Consider the following 18,136-nt stretch of genomic DNA (forward strand, 5'->3'; position numbering starts at 1 on the left):
TTGCAGGACCGTCTCGGTCAGCCGGCGCGGGCGAGCCCTGGGTCGTCGGCCGATGGGCGGAGGACCAGGATCTCGGTGCCGTCGCGCCGGTAGGTGTGCCAGCGTCCGCTGCTGTCTCGTTCGACGCGGAAGCCGTGGTGGGCCTGGGTGTGGTGCCGCTCGCACAGCAGCGCGGAGTTCTCCGCGGAGGTCTCGCCGCCGAAGAGCCAATGCACGACGTGATGAACCTCGCACCAGTGGGTCGGGGCATCGCAGCCGGCGAACACGCAGTGCTCGTCCCGGAGTTCGACGGCCTTGCGCAGGCCGGGGGTGACCAGCCGCTGGGCGCGGCCGTAGTCGAGCAGCTCACCGTCGGCGGAGAGCAGATAGCGGCGCAGCTCGGCGTCGCAGGCCGGCTGCCGGGCGCGGGCGGCGGAGAGGACCGCGCCGAACCCGGCCCGCGCGGCGCCCCTGCCGGTGGCCGGGTCGGCCAGGTCCTCACTGTTCACCCGGACCGCGACCTGGGGTTTGACGGTGCGCAGCAGCGGCAGCGTGCCGCAGCCCAGGTGGATGTCGGCCAGCTGGACGAGGGCGTCGGCCTGCTGCTGGGGCCGGGTGCGCGCATCGCCGGCCGGCCGGTGGGCCTGCAGCAGCGACTCGATCGCGGCCTGCAGCTTCTCCATGCCCAGCGGGTCGAGGTGGAAGCGGCCGGTGCCCGACCCGTCGGCGTGCTTGGCGAAGGTCAGGAACCGTTCCTCGGTGGGATCGGGTTCGGGGCCGTCGGCGTCGAGGCGGGCGAGCACCTGGTGCACCAGCTTCACCAGGTCCTCGTGCGGCTGGGTGGCGGCGAAGCGGGCCAGCACCGCGGCGACCTCGGTCAGGTCGATGCCCTGGGCGGCGGCCAGCGCGACCGGCCGCGGACCGGTGATCTTGCCGATGGCATCGACCTGATCTGAGGTGAGCTCCCCGGCCGCGTGCGCGGCGGCGACGGCGGGCAGCTGCTCCAGCGCCCGGCCGTGGCGCACCACGCGCGACGCCGCGTTGCCGGAGAGCCGGCAGTGCCCGCGCAGCCACGACTGCGCCGTGGCCATCCCATCCCCGGCGAACGCCCGCAGGCCGTCCGCGACGCGCACGGTGCGGGCCAGTTCTGCGTCGATCCGGTTGCGCTCGGCGACCAGTGCCCGGGTGCGGTCGAGCAACTGCGGCCCGGTCAGGGCGTGGAGGTCCTCGTCGGCGAGGGCGTCAAGCACCGACGTGAACTCGTCCACGAACACCTCCCCGATACTCGATCAGACGTTCGAAGCATACCGATCCGAGGAGCGTCCCGCGACCTGAATCCCCAGGTCAGCCGCCTATCCACACATGTTTGGTGGAGGTTGACGGACACCCGGCTCAGGTCTAGTGCAACGGCTCGCGGCCGTACCGCTCGCGGCACTGCTCCGGGCTCATGAACCCGTACGTGGCGTCCGGGTCGAGCGTCGGCAGGACTCGCGCCCACGCACCGGCCACACCCGGAGACCGCAACGGTCGAGCGAGACGACGGTTCCGCTCCTCGCTGGGCCGCCGTCCGGCCGGGTGAGCGGCGTCGAGACGGCACGCCCGTCAGGGGACAATGATCGGCATGACCCACGTGCTCGAGCCCGACGCGCCGTCGGCGTACGCGCGGCCCATCGCCGGGCCCATGCCGCCGTACGACGACGTCACCCGGTCCGACTCGGCGTTCCGCGCCTTCCTCCACGGCCTGCCGGGCGTCGACCAGGTGGGCGCGGAGGCCCGGACCGCAGTGCTCGGCACCCGGTCCATCAAGACCACGGCCAAGGCGTGGGCCATCGACACCGCGATCTCGATGGTCGACCTGACCACGCTCGAGGGCGCGGACACTCCCGGCAAGGTACGGAGCCTCGCCGCCAAGGCCCGCCGTCCCGACCCGACCGACCTCACCGCGCCGCAGGTCGCCGCCGTCTGCGTCTACGGCGACCTGGCCGGCGTCGCCAGGGAGGCCCTCGAGGGCACCGGCATCCACGTCGCCGCCGTCGCCACCGCGTTCCCGAGCGGCCGGGCCAGCCGCGCGGTCAAGCTCGCCGACGTCCAGGACGCGGTCGGCAACGGCGCCGACGAGATCGACATGGTCATCGACCGCGGCGCATTCCTCGCCGGCCGCTACCTCGACGTCCACGACGAGATCGTCGCGGTCAAGGAGGCCTGCGGCGACGCGCACCTCAAGGTCATCCTCGAGACCGGCGAGCTGGTCACCCTCGACAACGTCCGGCGCGCGAGCTGGCTGGCCATGCTCGCCGGCGCCGACTTCATCAAGACCTCCACCGGCAAGATCAACCCCGCCGCCACGTTGCCGGTCTGCCTGGTGATGCTCGAGGCGGTCCGCGACTTCCGCGCCGCCACCGGCCGGCAGATCGGCGTCAAGCCCGCCGGCGGCATCCGGACGACGAAGGACGCCGTCAGGCACCTCGTCCTGGTCAACGAGACCGCCGGCGCCGACTGGCTCTCCCCCGACTGGTTCCGCTTCGGCGCCTCCAGCCTGCTCAACGACCTGCTCCTGCAGCGGCAGAAGCTCCGCACCGGCCACTACTCCGGCCCCGACTACGTCAGCGTGGACTAGGCAGATGACCGTGTTCGAGTACGCCCCCGCCCCCGAGTCGCGGTCGATCGTCGACATCGCGCCGTCCTACGGCCTGTTCATCGACGGCGAGTTCGTCGACGGCACCGGGACGCCGTTCAAGACGGTGAACCCGGCGACCGAGGAGGTCCTCTCCGAGATCGCGACCGGCAGCGAGGCCGACGTCGACCACGCCGTCCGCGCCGCGCGCCGCGCGTTCACCAAGGTCTGGGGCCCGATGCGCCCGGCCGACCGCGGCAAGTACCTCTTCCGCATCGCCCGGCTGCTGCAGGAGCGGGCCCGCGAGTTCGCCGTCCTGGAGTCGCTGGACAACGGCAAGCCGATCCGCGAGTCCCGGGACGTCGACGTCCCCCTGGTGGCGGCGCACTTCTTCTACCACGCGGGCTGGGCCGACAAGCTCGGCTACGCGGGCCTCGGCCCGGCGCCGCAGCCGCTCGGGGTGGCCGGCCAGGTCATCCCGTGGAACTTTCCGCTGCTCATGCTGGCGTGGAAGATCGCGCCCGCGCTCGCCACCGGCAACACCGTCGTCCTCAAGCCGGCCGAGACCACACCGCTGACCGCCCTGCTGTTCGCCGAGATCTGCCGGCAGGCCGACCTGCCCCCGGGCGTGGTCAACATCGTCACCGGCGCGGGTGACACCGGCCGCGCCGTCGTCGAGCACGGGGACGTCGACAAGGTCGCCTTCACCGGCTCGACCGACGTGGGCCGCCAGATCGCCCGCGCGGTCGCCGGCACGCGCAAGAAGCTCACCCTCGAGCTCGGCGGCAAGGCGGCGAACATCGTCTTCGACGACGCCCCGATCGACCAGGCCGTCGAGGGGATCGTGCAGGGCATCTTCTTCAACCAGGGCCACGTCTGCTGCGCGGGCTCCCGGCTGCTGGTGCAGGAGTCGATCCACGACGAGGTGATCGCCAGCCTGCAGCGGCGGATCGGCACGCTGCGCGTCGGCGACCCGCTGGACAAGAACACCGACATCGGCGCGATCAACTCCGCCGAGCAGCTGGCGCGCATCCGCGAGCTGTCGGAGATCGGCGAGGCCGAGGGCGCGAACAAGTGGCAGCCGGCCTGCGAGCTGCCCGACCGCGGCTACTGGTTCCCGCCGACCGTGTTCACCGACGTCTCCCCCGCCCACCGGATCGCCCGCGACGAGATCTTCGGCCCGGTGCTGTCCGTCCTCACCTTCCGCACCCCCGACGAGGCGGTGGCGAAGGCGAACAACACGACCTACGGGCTCTCGGCCGGCATCTGGACCGAGAAGGGCTCGCGGATCCTCAAGATCGCCGACCAGCTCCGCGCCGGCGTGGTCTGGGCCAACACGTTCAACAAGTTCGACCCGACGTCGCCCTTCGGCGGCTACAAGCAGTCCGGCTACGGCCGCGAGGGCGGCCGGCACGGGCTGGCGGCCTACCTGAAGGGGACCAAGTGAACGACCGCCTCGCCGTCCGCAAGACCTACAAGCTCTACGTCAACGGCGCGTTCCCGCGCTCGGAGTCCGGCCGCACCTACGAGGTCACCGACGCCAAGGGCGCCTTCCTCGCCAACGCCGCCTGGGCGAGCCGCAAGGACGCCCGGGACGCCGTCGTCGCCGCCCGTGGGGCGTTCGGCAAGTGGTCGGGCGCCACCGCCTACAACCGCGGCCAGGTGCTCTACCGCGTGGCCGAGGTGATGGAGGGCCGGCACGAGCAGTTCTGCGCGGAGGTCGCGGCCGGCGAGGGCGTGTCGTCGTCCAAGGCGCGGGCCGCCGTCGACGCCGCGATCGACCGCTGGGTCTGGTACGCCGGGTGGACCGACAAGCTGGCGTCGGTGCTCGGCGGGGCCAACCCGGTCGCCGGCCCGTACTTCGACTTCAGCCTGCCCGAGCCGACCGGCGTCGTCGCCGTCCTGGCGCCGCAGGAGTCCTCCCTGCTGGGGCTGGTCAGCGTGCTGGCGCCGGTGCTGGCCGGCGGCAACACCGCCGTGGTCGTCAGCTCGAAGGAGCGCCCGCTGCCGGCCGTCACCCTCGGCGAGGTGCTGGCCACCAGCGACGTCCCGGCCGGCGTGGTCAACGTCCTCACCGGGGACGCCGCCGAGCTGGGCCCGTGGCTGGCCGAGCACGCCGACGTCGACGGCATCGACCTGACCGGCGCGCCCGCCGGGCGGGCGATGGAGTTCGAGCGGGAGGCGGCGGGCACCATCAAGCGGGTGCTGCGGGCGGCTCCCGAGGACTGGACCGCCGACCCCGGCCTGTCGCGCATGACGCCGTTCCTGGAGACGAAAACAGTCTGGCATCCGATGGGCGTGTGAGGCCCCGTCCCGGCCCCCACCCTGAGCCTGCGAAGGGTCGGGAGGACGGGGTCCTTCTCCTGGCATCCCATGGGGGTCTGAACGCACGTTCCCAGGCCCGTTCGGCAGGATGGGCCCGTGGCCAGGCCCAGCATCGTCCCCATCGCCCTCACCCTCGACGACCGCACCGGCTTCACCCTGTGGGCGCCGCCGTGGGAGGAGGACGGTGAGGAGTGGCAGGCGTTCCTCGGCACCAGCGAGGACGACACCGCCAAGGTCCACCTCTTCCCGACCCCGGCCGCGCTGGCCGCGTTCTGCCGCAGCCGCACCGATCACGACCTGGCCGACCACCCGGTCTGGCCGGTCGTCGTCGGGCTGGGCGCGGCCGACCTGACTCCGGACGACGACCACCGCTACGACCTCGACGGCGTCTACGACATCGCCGCGGAGAACCCCGACCGCTGGGCGGTGGAGGAGCTCGCCGCGACCATCGACATCGTCGGCCGGCTGGCCGAGTGCCTGGACACCGGCGACGAGGACACCGACGAGGACGACGACGAGGAGTCCGAGGGCCAGTTCGAGGCGGTCGCCGACCTGGTCGGCCGGCCCGAGGTCGGCTCGCTCGGCCTGGGCGTCGAGGCCTTCGTCGGCCGGTCCGGCGAGGACGCCTGGGTGGGCGTCGGCGGCGCGCTCGACGAGCTGTGGGAGGACGTCGTCGAGGAGCTCTCCGAGCACCTGGACTGGACCGGCGGCGGCACGGTGCGCCTCGAGGACTACCCGGCCGCCTCCGAGGCCGAGGCCGCCGACGAGGCCGAGCCCGAGGAGCTCGAGGTTGCGGCCGACGAGCCCGAGGAGGCCGCGGCTGCGCCGGCCGCCCCCGCCGCCGGGGTGAGCACGATCAGCGGGGGCAGCCGGATCACCGCATCACCGGCCGCGGTCGCCGCCGCGCAGGAGTTCTGGGAGGCCGTCGGCATCCTGCCGGTGGAGGTCGTCGTCCCCGGGGCCGCGGGCGTCACGCTGCGCTGCTACGTCGAGGACGTCGCCCGCTTCCTCGGCCGCGACGGCGAGATCTTCGTCTTCGACACCCCGACCGACCTGGCGCGGTTCCTCTCCGGCTCCGAGGAGCACGACCTCACCGAGATCGCCTCGTGGCCGGAGGTCGCCGACACCGACACCCTGCCGCTGCCCGCCGAGCAGGACCGCTACGACCTCACCGAGCTGACCGAGGTGCTCACCGAGGTGGCCGACGGCGCGGCCGGGCTGGTCGACCACCGCGCGTTCGTGCAGCCGGTCGAGGGCGTCCGGGACATCGCCGAGTACGCGGGGCTCAAGCGGGTCGACGAGCTGCTGGCGCCGTCCGCGCCGCTGGGCCGGGCCGTGGCGCGCGCGGAGCGCGACCCCGGCGCGACGCTGCCCGCGGAGGACGCCGCCGCCATCAGGGGCGACTGGGACGAGGTGGTCGGCGCCGTCACCGGCGCCCTCGTCTGGCGCGACTGAGACGTGCTTTGTCGCGATCAAGTACGCGTACTTGATCGCGACAAAGCACGGAGAACGTCAGGCGGAGCGGGAGGTGCGGTCGTTGGGCCGGCGGCCCTGCCCGCGGTAGCGGCTGGGACCCCGCTCGCCGTCGCGCTGCGCGCGCTCGCCGGAGGAACGCTCGCCGTAGGGACGGCGCGGCCGGTCGCCCTCGCGGCGCGGACGGCGCGGGCCGCCGGTGCGCGACCGGTGCTCCCGCGCCGGGCGCTCCACCGGCTCGACCGGCACGCCGCTGGCGACGAGCTCGGCGATCGGGGCGTCACCCGGGCGGATCCGGCTCACGTCCGGGTCCACCTTGGCCTGGCGGAACCGCCGCTTGGCCTGGCCCACCTGGTCGGGCAGCAGCAGCGAGACGACGACACCGGCGGCACCCGCGCGGGCGGTGCGGCCCGAGCGGTGCAGGTAGGTCTTGGAGTCCGCCGGCGGGTCGTAGTGCAGGACCAGCGAGACGTCGTCGACGTGGATGCCGCGGGCGGCGACGTCGGTGGCGACGAGCACCGGCGAGCGGGCGTCGGTGAACTCCTCGAGGGCGCGCTTGCGCGCCGACTGCGGAAGCCCGCCGTGGATCGCTTCGGCGCGGATCCCCGCGGCCTTGAGGTTTTCGGCCAGCCGGTCGACGCCGAGCTGCGTGCGCGCGAACACGATCGTCCGGCCGGGGCGCCCGGCCAGCTCGGTGGCCACCTGCAGCTTGTCGCGGAACGCGAGGCTGAACGCGAGGTGCTCGGCCGGCGGGGCGTCGTCCCCGGCCCGCTTGACCTCGTGCCGGGCCGGGTCCTTCAGGTAGCGGCGGACCAGCGTGTCGACCTCGCCGTCCAGCGTGGCCGAGAACAGCAGCCGCTGGGCGTCGCGGGTGGTCTGGTCGAGCAGCTCCTTGACCACGGGCAGGAAGCCCAGGTCGGCCATGAAGTCGGCCTCGTCCAGGACCGTCACGACGACGTCGGCGAGCGTGGCCTCGCCCTGGTTGATCAGGTCCTGCAGGCGGCCGGGGGTGGCGATGACGACGTCGACCCCGCGGCGCAACTGCTGGATCTGGCGGTACATCGGCGCGCCGCCGTAGACCGTGGCGAGCTGGACGCCGATCGACTGACCGAGCGGCGCGAGGTTGTCGTGCACCTGCTGGGCCAGCTCGCGGGTCGGCACGAGGACCAGGCCACGGGGGGCCCGGCGGCCCTGACGGACGTCCTGGCCGATGCGGGCCAGCAGCGGCAGGCCGAAGGCCAGGGTCTTGCCCGAGCCCGTGGCGGCCTTGCCCAGCACGTCGCGCCCGGCCAGGGCGTCGGGCAGGGCGGAGGCCTGGATGGCGAACGGGTGGCGGATGCCGCGCCGCTCGAGGGCGGTCACCAGCTGCTGGGGCAGGCCCAGTTGGCCGAAGGTCGGGCCGGCGGGGGCCTCGACGGTGTCCGGGGTGGTGTTCTCGGTGGTGTTCTCGGTGGTGTTCTCGGCGTCGTCCGACTCGAACGACACAGGGTTGACCAAAGACATGCGGGGTGGGGCTCCGATACTGCTCGGAGCGCGTCCCGTGAAAGAGGAGGGCCGCCGCAACTACCGGCGGCCTCACTTGGCGATCGTCTGCGCCCAGGTGTGGAACGCCGGATCTGCACGGATGCGCTCGTCCCCGGACAAACCGTCCGGGAGGATGACCGACCTTGTGCCGGTACACCCACGGTAGCAGCGACGATCACCCGGAGATTCCGGGCGTGATCAGGCTCGCAGCGCCGCGTACGCCGGGCGGACGACGTCGGCGAGCAGCCGCGCCCGCTCGTCGTCGTCGGCGAACGACGCCGCCAGCGCGCGCTCGGTGACCGTCTGGACGTCGTCCCAGGTCCAGCCGAACGTCGTCGCGACGTCGGTGAGCTCGCTGGTGACCGACACCCCGCTCATCAGCCGGTTGTCGGTGTTGAGCGTGACGGCGAAGCCGAGCCGGTGCAGCCGGTCGACCGGGTGCTCCGCGAGCGTGCCGCAGACCCCGGTCTGCACGTTGGACGACGGCGCGACCTCGAGCGGCACCTGCTCCTCGAGCACCCGTCGCGCCACCGGGCCGAGCGAACCGTCCTCGGCCACCTCGTCGGCGATGCGGACGCCGTGGCCGAGCCGCTCGGCGCGCGCGCCGTCGAGCGCCGCCCGGATCGACTCGACGCCGGCCGCCTCGCCGGCGTGGATCGTGCGGTGCTCCCCCTCCCGGTCGAGCAGGGCGATCGCCGAGGGGATGCGGTCGGGCGGGAACCCGTCCTCCGGGCCGGCGAGGTCGAAGCCGACCACGCCGGCGTCGCGGTAGCGGACGACGAGGCCGGCGACGTCGTCCCACCGGTCGTTCTGCCGCATCGCGCACAGCAGGGTGCCCACGGTGATCGGAGTCCCGGCCGTCGCGGCCTGCTTCATGCCGGCCGCGTAGCCGTCGAGCATGGCCTCGACCGCCTCCTCGATCGGCATGCTGCCGGCGAGCAGCTCGGGGGCCATGCGGACCTCGGCGTACACGACGCCGTCCGCGGCGAGGTCGAGGGCGCACTCGAGGGCCACCCGGTGCACCGCCTCCGGCCGCTGCATCACCGCGACGGTGTGCGCGAACGTCTCCAGGTAGCGCAGGAGCGAGCCGGAGTCGGCGGCCTGCCGGAACCACCGGCCCAGCTCTCCCGCGTCGTCGGCGGGCAGGTCGCCGTAGCCCACCTCGTCGGCCAACTCGAGCACCGTCTGCGGCCGCAGGCCCCCGTCCAGGTGGTCGTGCAGCAGGACCTTGGGGGCGCGGAGGAGCGAGTCGGCGTTCAGGTCGGCGGGCACGTCCGGAACGTTATGCGACCGAGGATCGAGGGCCCGGAGGCCTCCCCGACCGAGTCATCGAGCGCCGCGCTCCTGCCAGCGGAAGGTCAGGACGCAGAGCACCAGCCCGGCCACGCACCAGACGGCGAGGACCAGCGCGACCCGGCCCAGCTCCCACGACCCGGCCGGCTCCTGCGCGGCCAGCGCGTCGGGCAGGAACACCGACCGCAGCCCCTGCGCCATCCACTTGAGCGGGAAGAACGACGCGATGGTCTGCAGCCACGGGGGCACCTGGCTGAACAGGAAGAAGACGCCCGAGATGAACTGCAGCACCAGCGCGATCGGCGTGATCGTCGCCGAGGCCGACCGGCCGTTCTTGGCCAGGCTGGAGACGGCGATGCCGAGCAGCGTGCACGCCGCGGAGCCGAGCACCGCGACCCACGCGAAAGTGATCCAGTCGCCGCCCGAGGGCAGCGGCACGCCGTAGAAGACGGTGCCGACGAACAGCAGGATCACGATGATCGCCGCGGTGACGGCGAGGACCTGCACGACCTTGCCGACGAAGTAGGCGCTCTTGGGCATCGGCGTGCCGGCCAGGCCCTTGAGGGTGCCGTCGGAGCGCTCGGTGGCGATGCTGATCGCCATGTTCTGCAGGCCCGCGCCGAGGATGCCGGCCGCGATCACCCCGGCCATGAAGTACTGCGTGAAGCTCACGCCGAAGCCGATGTCGTAGTCCAGCACCGCGCCGAACACCAGCAGCAGGATCACCGGGAACGCGAGGGTGAAGACGACGGACTCGCGCTGGCGGAAGAACTCCTTGAGCTCCACCCCGGCCCGGATCCGCCACACGCCGGCCACCGAGGGCAGCGGCCGTTCGAGCGTGCTCACTGCGACACTCCCTCGCTCTGCTCGGACGCCCGCTCGCGCCCCTCGATCATCCGCAGGTACACGTCCTCGAGGGTCGGCCTGGCCACCGCGAGGTCGGGGATCTCCCCCGGGAACCGCGCGGCCAGCTCGCGCACGAACGCCGTGGGTGTCGCCGTCGCCTCGGTGCGCCGCTCGCCGACCTCGGTCCAGCTGACCACCGCCGGCGCCGTCTCGCGGCCACCCAGCGCGGACGGGACGGCGACCTCCACCAGCCGGCCCTGCGCGATCACGCCGACCCGGTCGGCGAGCGCCTCGGCCTCGTCGAGGTAGTGGGTGGTGAGCAGCATCGTCGTGCCCAGGTCGCGCAGCGAGCGGATCAGCGACCAGAACTGCCGGCGCGCCTCCGGGTCGAACCCGGTGGTCGGCTCGTCGAGGAACAGCAGGGTCGGCCGCCCGACGATGCCGAGGGCGACGTCCAGCCGGCGGCGCTGGCCGCCCGACAGCGAGCGCCCGCGGGACCGGGCCTTCTCGGACAGCCCGACCAGCTCGAGCACCTCGTCGGGATCCCGCGGGTCCGGGTAGTACGCGGCCTGCGCGCGCAGCAGCTCGCGGCAGGTCAGCTGGCTGTCGCCGGCGCCCGACTGCAGCACGATCCCCAGCTGCGCCTTCCACGCCCGGTCGCCGTCCGCGGGATCGACGCCGAGCACGAGCACCGAGCCGCCGTCCCGGTCGCGGTACCCCTCGCAGATCTCCACCGTCGTGGTCTTGCCGGCGCCGTTGGGTCCGAGGAGGGCGAAGATCTCGCCGCGGCGGATGTCGAGGTCCAGCCCGTCGACGGCGGTGAACTCGCCGTAGCGCTTCACCAGCCCGCGGATCGAGATGGCCGCGGCGGGATCAGCCGGGCCGGCGTCGGCACCCAGCACCGGGGCCGCGGAGGAACGCGTCACGAGGGCACAGTCTCCCCCTGTGATCTAGGAGATGTCGGCCCGGGTCAGGCGGTCCATCACCAGCGGGAGCCGCTCGTCGTCGGTGTCGACGCCGATCGCGCCCGCCAGCGCCTCGAGCGCCCGGTCGATGCGCGCCGGGTCGTCGGTGTGCAGCTCCAGCAGCGGCTGGCCCGCCGTCACCTGCTCCCCCACGGTCGCCGTCCACGTGACACCGGCCGCGGCCGACACCGGGTCCTCCTTGCGGGCCCGGCCGGCGCCCAGCCGCCACGCGGCCACGCCGACGGCGTAGGCGTCCAGCCGGGTGAGCGTGCCGGTCGCCGGGGCGGGGACGACGTGCTTCTCCGCCGGCTGCGGCAGCGGCGCGTCCGGGTCGCCGCCCTGCGCGCGGATCATCCGCCGCCAGACGTCCATCGCCCGCCCGTCCGCCAGCGCGTCGGCGGGGTCGACGTCGTCCCGGCCCGCCCCGGCCAGCATCTCCCGCGCCAGGGCCAGGGTGAGCTCGACGACGTCCGCGGGTCCGCCGCCGGCCAGCACCTCGACCGACTCGGCCACCTCGACGGCGTTGCCGGCCGCCCGGCCCAGCGGCCGGTCCATCGCGGTCACCAGGGCGACCGTGCGGACCCCGGCCGCCTCGCCGAGGCCGACCATCGTGCGGGCCAGCTCGCGGGAGAGGTCCGGCTCCTTCATGAACGCCCCGGAGCCGGTCTTCACGTCGAGCACCAGCGCGTCGGCGCCCTCGGCGATCTTCTTGCTCATGATCGAGCTGGCGATCAGCGGGATCGACTCCACCGTGCCGGTCACGTCGCGCAGCGCGTAGAGCTTCTTGTCCGCCGGCGCCAGGTCGTTGCCCGCGGCGCAGATGACCGCGCCCACCTCGCGCAGCTGCGCCAGGTAGGCCTCCTCGTGGACGTCGGCGCGCCAGCCGGGGATCGCCTCCAGCTTGTCCAGCGTGCCGCCGGTGTGCCCGAGACCGCGGCCGGACAGCTGCGGCACGGCCACCCCGCAGGCGGCCACCAGTGGCGCCAGCGGCAGGGTGATCTTGTCGCCGACCCCGCCGGTGGAGTGCTTGTCCGCGGTGGGCCGGCCCAGCGGCGAGAGGTCCTTGCGCTCGCCGGAGTCGATCATCGCCTGCGTCCAGGCGGCGAGCTCGTCCGGCGCCATCCCGCGGAAGAACACCGCCATGAGCAGGGCGCTCATCTGCTCGTCGGGGACGGCGCCGCGCGTGTAGGCGCCGATGATCCAGCGGATCTGCTCCGGCGAGAGCGCGGCGCCGTCCCGCTTGGCCCGGATGACGTCGATGGCGTCGAAGCTCCTCATCGGGGCTCGATCACCCCGGCCGCCACGAGGTCGTCGGGACCGAACGCGTCCGGCAGCACCTCGCGCATCGGCACGATGCCCAGCGACACCGTCTCGATGAGCATGTCGGCGCCGCCGTGCTCCCACAGCAGCTGGCGGCAGCGCCCACACGGCATCAGCGGCTGCCCGTCGCCGCCCACGCAGGCGACGGCGACCAGCCGGCCGCCGCCGGTGCGGACCAGGTCGCTGACCAGGCCGCACTCGGCGCACAGGCCCAGCCCGTACGAGGCGTTCTCCACGTTGCAGCCGGTGACGATCCGGCCGTCGTCGACCAGCCCGGCCACGCCCACGGGGAACTTCGAGTACGGCGCGTAGGCGTGCGTCATCGCCTCGCGGGCAGCGGCCCGCAAGGTGTCCCAGTTGGGGGAAACCACTAGTGCTCTCCTCGTCGGTAGACCACGCCGTCGGCCTTGGGCATGCGCAGCCGTTGGGACGCCAGCGACAGCACCAGCAGCGTCGTGACGTGCGGCGTGAAGAAGACGATCCCCGGCGGGAACTCGTCGATGAGCAGGAAGCCGACCAGGCCGGCGGCGGCGAAGACGGCCGCGACCACCGCGTGCAGCATGCGGCTGCGCACGATCTGCCAGACCGCCACGCCCAGGAGCACCAGGGCGACCAGCAGCAGCAGCGCCACCACGGCCGACCGGCTGCGCAGCTGCAGCGCGTCGGAGTAGCCGAACAGGCCGGCGCCGGCCGCCAGACCCCCGGGCCGCCAGTTGCCGAAGATCAGCGCGGCGAGGCCGATGAACCCGCGCCCGCCGGTCTGCCCCTCCCGGTAGATGTTCGCGATGAACACGAGGAAGACCCCGCCCAGCCCGGCCAGCGCGCCGGAGATGACCACGGCGATGTACTTGAACCGGTACACGGGCACGCCGAGCGAGTCGGCCGCCCACGGGTTCTCCCCGCAGGAGCGCAGCCGCAGCCCGAACGCCGTCCGCCACAGGACGAGGTAGGACACCGGGATCAGCAGCACCGCGATGAGCGTCAGCACGCCGACGCCGCTGGTCAGCCCGCGCAGCAGCCCGGCCAGGTCGCTGATCAGGAACCAGCCGCGCTGCTCCAGCGACCCGAGCAGGTCCGGCCCGGAGGACAGCAGCGGCAGCGAGAACGACGGCGGCCGGCTGGACAGCGGCGGCGACTGCGCGGCGCCGCCACCGGCCGGGTTGTCGACGTAGAGCAGCTCGGAGAGGAACCGCACGACGCCGGCGGCGAGGATGTTGATGGCGACGCCGGAGACCACGTGGTCCACGCCGAAGGTCACCGTGGCCAGCGCGTGCAGCAGGCCGCCGACCGCGCCGAAGACCACGCCGCCGAGCAGCGCCGCGCCCCAGCCCCACTGGTAGCCGGCCCAGCCGGCCCCCCAGGTGCCGAGGATCATCATGCCCTCGAGGCCGATGTTGACCACGCCCGCGCGCTCGGAGAACAGCCCGCCGAGCGCGGCCAGCCCGATCGGCACGGCCAGCAGCAGCGCCGCGGAGAACGTCGAGGACGACGTCAGCGCCCGCTCGCCGGAGATCGCGCGGACCACCGAGAACAGCAGCAGCAGCGCGCCGAGCAGCAGGAGCAGCCGCCGGCTGCGGCTGCCGCCGGTCAGCAGGTCGGTCAGCTGCCCGCGGCCGGTCCGCGGGGCCTGCGGTTCGGTGACGACGGCGCTCACGCCTGCGCCCCCTCTCGCTCGTCGGTGCGTCCGCCGTCGGGGGCACCGCCCGCGGGCGCCGGCGCGGCCGCGGCGGCGCCGACGCGTTCCGCGGAGCGCAACGCCAGCCGGCGGGCGATCTCGTTGGCGATGACGACGGCGAGCACGATCGTGCCCTGGATGATCGTGACCACCGACGACGGGATGTCGGCGAACTGCAGCGGCAGGGCCGCGCGGTCGAGGAAGGCGAACAGCAGCGCCGCCAGCACGATGCCGACCGGGGTGTTGCGCCCGAGCAGCGCGACCGCGATGCCCAGGAAGCCCAGGCCGCCGCTGAACTGGGTGCCGAACTCGTGCTGGTCACCGAGCAGGTCGGGCAGCCCGATCAGGCCGGCGACCGCGCCCGACAGCAGCATCGTCTTGACGACCATGCCCCGGGCGCTCACCCCGCTGGCCGTCGCCGCCGACGGCGACAGGCCGGTGGCGCGCAGGTCGAACCCGAACCGGGTCCGGTTGATCAGCACGGCGACGAACACCCCGACGACGACCGCCACGAGCAGGAAGCCGTAGAGCTCGGTGCGCGGCTCGGCGAGGCCCAGGCCGGTGAGCAGGCCGTTGAGGCCGGGGAACCAGCCCGAGGAGGGGATCTCCTTCGTCGTGACGATGGAGGCGCCGGCCGCGCTGCCGCGCAGCGGACCGGTCAGCAGGTAGGACGCCAGCCCGACGGCGACGAAGTTCAGCATGATCGAGCTGATGACCTCGCTCACCCCGCGGGTGACCTTGAGGACGGCGACGATGCCCGCCCACAGGGCGCCGACCACCACCGCCACGACGAGGATCAGCGCGACGTGCAGGGGCGCGGGCAGTGCCACGGCCGCGCCGACCGCCGCCGCGAGGATGGTCGCGAGCCGGTACTGGCCCTCGACCCCGATGTTGAACAGCCCCATCCGGAACGCGATGGACACCGCCAGACCGGCCAGGAAGAGCGGGATCGCCCGATTGAGGATCACCACGATCGACTGGGTCTGCTGCGAGGGCGTGTCGCCCAGGTCGAGCATGACCTGGAACGCCGTGAGCGGGGACTCGCCGATCAGCAGGATCACGATGCTCGAGATGATCAGCGCGGCGACGATCGCCAGCACCGGGCCCAGCAGCGCCAGGCCCACCCGTCGGAGGATGGTCACGCCGCACCTGCCGCGACCGCGCCGGTCATGTACCCGCCGAGCTGCTCCGGGGTGACGCTGGCCGGGTCGAGGGTCGCCACCAGCCGGCCGCGGAGCATCACCTGCAGCGTGTCGGACAGGCCGATCAGCTCGTCGAGGTCGGCCGAGATCAGCAGGATGCCCATGCCGCCGGCGCGGGCGTCCTTGAGCAGCTCCCAGATCGCCGCCTGCGCGCCCACGTCGACGCCGCGGGTGGGGTGCGCGGCGACGAGCAGGCGCGGCGTGGAGCTCATCTCCCGCCCGATGATCAGCTTCTGCTGGTTGCCGCCGGAGAGCGCGACGGCCATCGTGTCCGGCCCCGGGGCGCGGACGTCGTACTCGCGCATGATCCGCTCGGTGTCGGCGCGGGCCGCCCGGCGGTCGATGAAGAAGCCCTTGACCGCCGGCGGCCGGGTCTGGTGGCCGAGGATCCGGTTCTCCCACAGGGGGGCGTCGAGCAGCATCCCCTGGCGGTGCCGGTCCTCGGGGATGAAGCCCAGCCCGGCCTCCCGGCGGGCGCGGGTGCTCCAGGCGGTGATGTCCTCGGTGCCGAGGAGCACCGTCCCGGCGGCCAGCGGACGCAGCCCCATGATCGCGTCCACGAGCTCGGCCTGGCCGTTGCCCTCGACGCCGGCGATGCCGACCACCTCGCCCTCGCGGACGGTGAGGCACACGTCGTCGATGAGCGTCCGCCCGTCGGCGCTGTGCACCGTGATGTCGCGCAGCTCCAGGACGGGGGTGGGGCGCACGGTGGAGGTGCGGGTCTCCGGCGAGGGCAGCTCGGTGCCGACCATCATCTCGGCCAGCTGCCGGGTGGTCGTCGTCCGCGGGTCGGCCTCGCCGACCGTCGTGCCGCGCCGGATGACGGTGATCGCGTCGGCGACCTTGCGGACCTCGTCGAGCTTGTGCGAGATGAAGATGACCGTGAGGCCCTCCCGCTTGAGCTCGGCGAGGTTGCCGAACAGCTGGTCGACCTCCTGCGGCACGAGGACGGCGGTGGGCTCGTCGAGGATCAGCGTCCGGGCGCCGCGGTAGAGCACCTTCGCGATCTCGACCCGCTGGCGGTCGCCGACGCCCAGGTCCTCGACGAGCACGTCGGGCCGCAGGCCGAGGTCGTAGCGGTCGGAGATCTCCGCGATGCGCCGGCGCGCCTCGGCCCGGTCGAGCCGCCCGCCGCTGGTCGGCTCGCTGCCCAGGACGACGTTCTCGAGGACGGTGAAGTTGTCGGCAAGCATGAAGTGCTGGTGCACCATGCCGATCCCGGCGGCGATGGCGTCGGCCGGGCTGCGGAAGTGCACCTCGCGCCCGTCGAGGTGGATGGTGCCCTCGTCGGGGCGGTGCATCCCGTAGAGGGTCTTCATCAGCGTCGACTTGCCGGCGCCGTTCTCCCCGACGATCGCGTGCACCTCGCCCCGGCGGACCCGGAGCTCGATGTCCCGGTTGGCGACCACGCCGGGGAAGCGCTTGGTGATGCCCCGCAGCTCCACTGCGTACGGGACGCCGTCCGGCCCGGTCCCCCCACCGGCGGCCTGGGCGTCTGTCGTGGCCATCGGCCCTCTCCCTCGTTCTCGCCGGCCGCGGTCTGCGGCGTCGGCGTCCACTCTGCTGCACCGGCGTCCCGGGATCGAGCCTGTCCACCGGGGCCGCGGCCGCCGGCACAGGCGCCGCAGACCCGACGGCGGGCCCGGGAGCTCGCGCCCCCGGACCCGCCGTCGGGTGTGGTCCGGCGGGCGCCTGCCCGCCGGACCGTCGTCACGGAGTCGTCGGAACCGTGATGGTGCCGTCGATGATCTGCTGCTTGTAGTCGTCGATCTGGGTCTGGATGTCGTCGATGAAGCCACCGCTGGTGGCCAGGTCGATGCCCTCCGTGGACAGGTCGTTGACGATGTCGGTGCCGCCCTCGACGTTGCCCTTGGCGAAGTCGCCGATGAACGCCTGCACGGCGTTGTCGACCCGCTTGAGCATCGAGGTCATGATCACCGCCTGCTGGGCGGGGTCGTCGACGGTGTTGTACTGGTCGGAGTCGACACCGATCGCCCGGCCGTTGTTGGCGACGGCGGCGTCGAAGACGCCCGTCCCGGAGCCGCCGGCCGCGTGGTAGACGATGTCGGCGCCGCTCTGGTACATCGCCGAGGCCAGCAGGTTGGCCCGCGCCGGGTCGTTGAACCCGGAGAAGTCACCGGCCGGCGAGATGTACTCGCTGTCGATGACGATGTCCGGCTTGACCGCCTTGGCGCCGGCCTCGTAGCCCGCCTGGAACTTCTGGATCAGGGTGGTCTCGACACCGCCGACGAAGCCGATGTGGTTCGTCGTGGTCTTCAGCGCCGCCGCGACACCGGCCAGGAAGGAGCCCTGCTCCTCCGCGAAGAGCAGGCCGGTGACGTTGTCGCCCTTGCTGCTGCCGTCGGGCAGGGTGTTCGAGCCGTCGACCTGCGCGAAGGTGGTGTCGGGGAAGTCGGCCGCGACGTCGGCGATCACCTCGTCGTAGGCGAAGCCGACGGCGATCACCGGGTTGTAGCCCTGCTCGGCCAGCTGCGCGAGCAGCTCGGCGCGGTCGGAGCCGTCCTCGTTGGGCGTGACCTCGGTGAAGTCGCCGCCGAGGTCGTCGATGGCGGCCTGGACGCCGGCATAGGCCGAGTCGTTGAACGAGCGGTCGCCCCGGCCGATGGCGTCGTACGCGAGGCCGATCTTCAGGTCACCGCTGCTGGCGCTGCCGCCACTGCCGCCGCCGCTGCTGCTGGTGTCCTCGTCGCTGGCACAGGCCGCGAGGGCCATGCTGCCGGCCAGCAGCAGCGCCGCGGCCTTCGTCATCCGCGCTCGGCGCAAGACGATCTCCTCTCTGGGAGGGCGCGGCGCCCACCGTCCGGCGGGGGCCGCGCCCCGGAACATCGGGGCCCGTGCCACCGCGCGTCCGGCCCACGGCCGGCCGCGGAGGCGGCACGTCGGGGGCGACGCTAGCCGC

The 18,136-nt window shown here is 73.4% G+C and carries 15 protein-coding genes; 4 read left to right on the top strand and 11 right to left on the bottom strand.

Translation table 11 applies throughout. The features are described 5' to 3' along the window. Nucleotides 1–17 precede the first annotated feature (17 nt). Complete coding sequence (locus AB3388_RS23380) at nucleotides 18–1,247, bottom strand: HNH endonuclease signature motif containing protein (protein ID WP_495407714.1); 1,230 nt, start codon at nucleotides 1,245–1,247, stop codon at nucleotides 18–20. Nucleotides 1,248–1,600: 353 nt separating this feature from the next. On the opposite strand from AB3388_RS23380, the gene deoC reads away from it, so the two are divergent. The 4 genes from deoC (at nucleotide 1,601) to AB3388_RS23400 (ending at nucleotide 6,373) form a co-directional block, all read left to right on the top strand. After that, nucleotides 1,601–2,596, top strand: a complete 996-nt coding sequence (deoC, locus tag AB3388_RS23385) for a deoxyribose-phosphate aldolase (protein WP_495407715.1) — start codon at nucleotides 1,601–1,603, stop codon at nucleotides 2,594–2,596. A gap of 4 nt (nucleotides 2,597–2,600) precedes the next feature. Continuing rightward, entirely contained in the window at nucleotides 2,601–4,040 is a 1,440-nt protein-coding gene (locus AB3388_RS23390) for an aldehyde dehydrogenase family protein (protein WP_495407716.1), read from the top strand. Then, nucleotides 4,037–4,897, top strand: coding sequence for an aldehyde dehydrogenase family protein (locus AB3388_RS23395; RefSeq protein ID WP_495407717.1), 861 nt, complete (start codon nucleotides 4,037–4,039; stop codon nucleotides 4,895–4,897). Before AB3388_RS23390 ends, AB3388_RS23395 begins: the two co-directional genes overlap by 4 nt. 117 nt (nucleotides 4,898–5,014) lie before the next feature. Beyond that, nucleotides 5,015–6,373 (top strand): SatS C-terminal domain-containing protein, encoded by a 1,359-nt coding sequence (locus AB3388_RS23400; RefSeq protein WP_495407718.1) that lies wholly within the window; start codon nucleotides 5,015–5,017, stop codon nucleotides 6,371–6,373. Nucleotides 6,374–6,430: 57 nt separating this feature from the next. Here AB3388_RS23400 and AB3388_RS23405 read toward each other — a convergent pair whose 3' ends face one another. From AB3388_RS23405 to AB3388_RS23450, 10 genes are all read right to left on the bottom strand, one after another. After that, nucleotides 6,431–7,876: a DEAD/DEAH box helicase gene (locus AB3388_RS23405; protein WP_495407719.1), complete on the bottom strand. Its 1,446-nt coding sequence runs from the start codon at nucleotides 7,874–7,876 to the stop codon at nucleotides 6,431–6,433. Nucleotides 7,877–8,113: 237 nt separating this feature from the next. Then, on the bottom strand, nucleotides 8,114–9,187 hold the full coding sequence (locus tag AB3388_RS23410; protein ID WP_495407720.1) for an adenosine deaminase: 1,074 nt from the start codon (nucleotides 9,185–9,187) through the stop codon (nucleotides 8,114–8,116). 54 nt (nucleotides 9,188–9,241) lie between these two features. Beyond that, complete coding sequence (locus tag AB3388_RS23415; RefSeq protein WP_495407721.1) at nucleotides 9,242–10,054, bottom strand: ABC transporter permease; 813 nt, start codon at nucleotides 10,052–10,054, stop codon at nucleotides 9,242–9,244. Beyond that, nucleotides 10,051–10,980, bottom strand: coding sequence for an ABC transporter ATP-binding protein (locus AB3388_RS23420; RefSeq protein WP_495407722.1), 930 nt, complete (start codon nucleotides 10,978–10,980; stop codon nucleotides 10,051–10,053). Before AB3388_RS23420 ends, AB3388_RS23415 begins: the two co-directional genes overlap by 4 nt. 24 nt (nucleotides 10,981–11,004) lie before the next feature. After that, on the bottom strand, nucleotides 11,005–12,297 hold the full coding sequence (locus tag AB3388_RS23425) for a thymidine phosphorylase (RefSeq protein WP_495407723.1): 1,293 nt from the start codon (nucleotides 12,295–12,297) through the stop codon (nucleotides 11,005–11,007). After that, complete coding sequence (locus AB3388_RS23430) at nucleotides 12,294–12,710, bottom strand: cytidine deaminase (protein WP_495407724.1); 417 nt, start codon at nucleotides 12,708–12,710, stop codon at nucleotides 12,294–12,296. Before AB3388_RS23430 ends, AB3388_RS23425 begins: the two co-directional genes overlap by 4 nt. Beyond that, nucleotides 12,710–13,993, bottom strand: coding sequence for an ABC transporter permease (locus AB3388_RS23435; protein WP_495407725.1), 1,284 nt, complete (start codon nucleotides 13,991–13,993; stop codon nucleotides 12,710–12,712). Before AB3388_RS23435 ends, AB3388_RS23430 begins: the two co-directional genes overlap by 1 nt. Then, nucleotides 13,990–15,156, bottom strand: a complete 1,167-nt coding sequence (locus AB3388_RS23440; protein WP_495407726.1) for an ABC transporter permease — start codon at nucleotides 15,154–15,156, stop codon at nucleotides 13,990–13,992. Before AB3388_RS23440 ends, AB3388_RS23435 begins: the two co-directional genes overlap by 4 nt. Next, a complete protein-coding gene (locus tag AB3388_RS23445; RefSeq protein ID WP_495407727.1) occupies nucleotides 15,153–16,724 on the bottom strand; it encodes an ABC transporter ATP-binding protein in 1,572 nt (523 codons plus the stop codon). The genes AB3388_RS23440 and AB3388_RS23445 overlap by 4 nt, the downstream gene beginning before the upstream one ends. A gap of 202 nt (nucleotides 16,725–16,926) precedes the next feature. After that, a complete protein-coding gene (locus AB3388_RS23450) occupies nucleotides 16,927–18,000 on the bottom strand; it encodes a BMP family lipoprotein (RefSeq protein WP_495407728.1) in 1,074 nt (357 codons plus the stop codon). Nucleotides 18,001–18,136: the final 136 nt, after the last annotated feature.

The organism is Geodermatophilus sp. SMS 5-13, assembly GCF_059428245.1.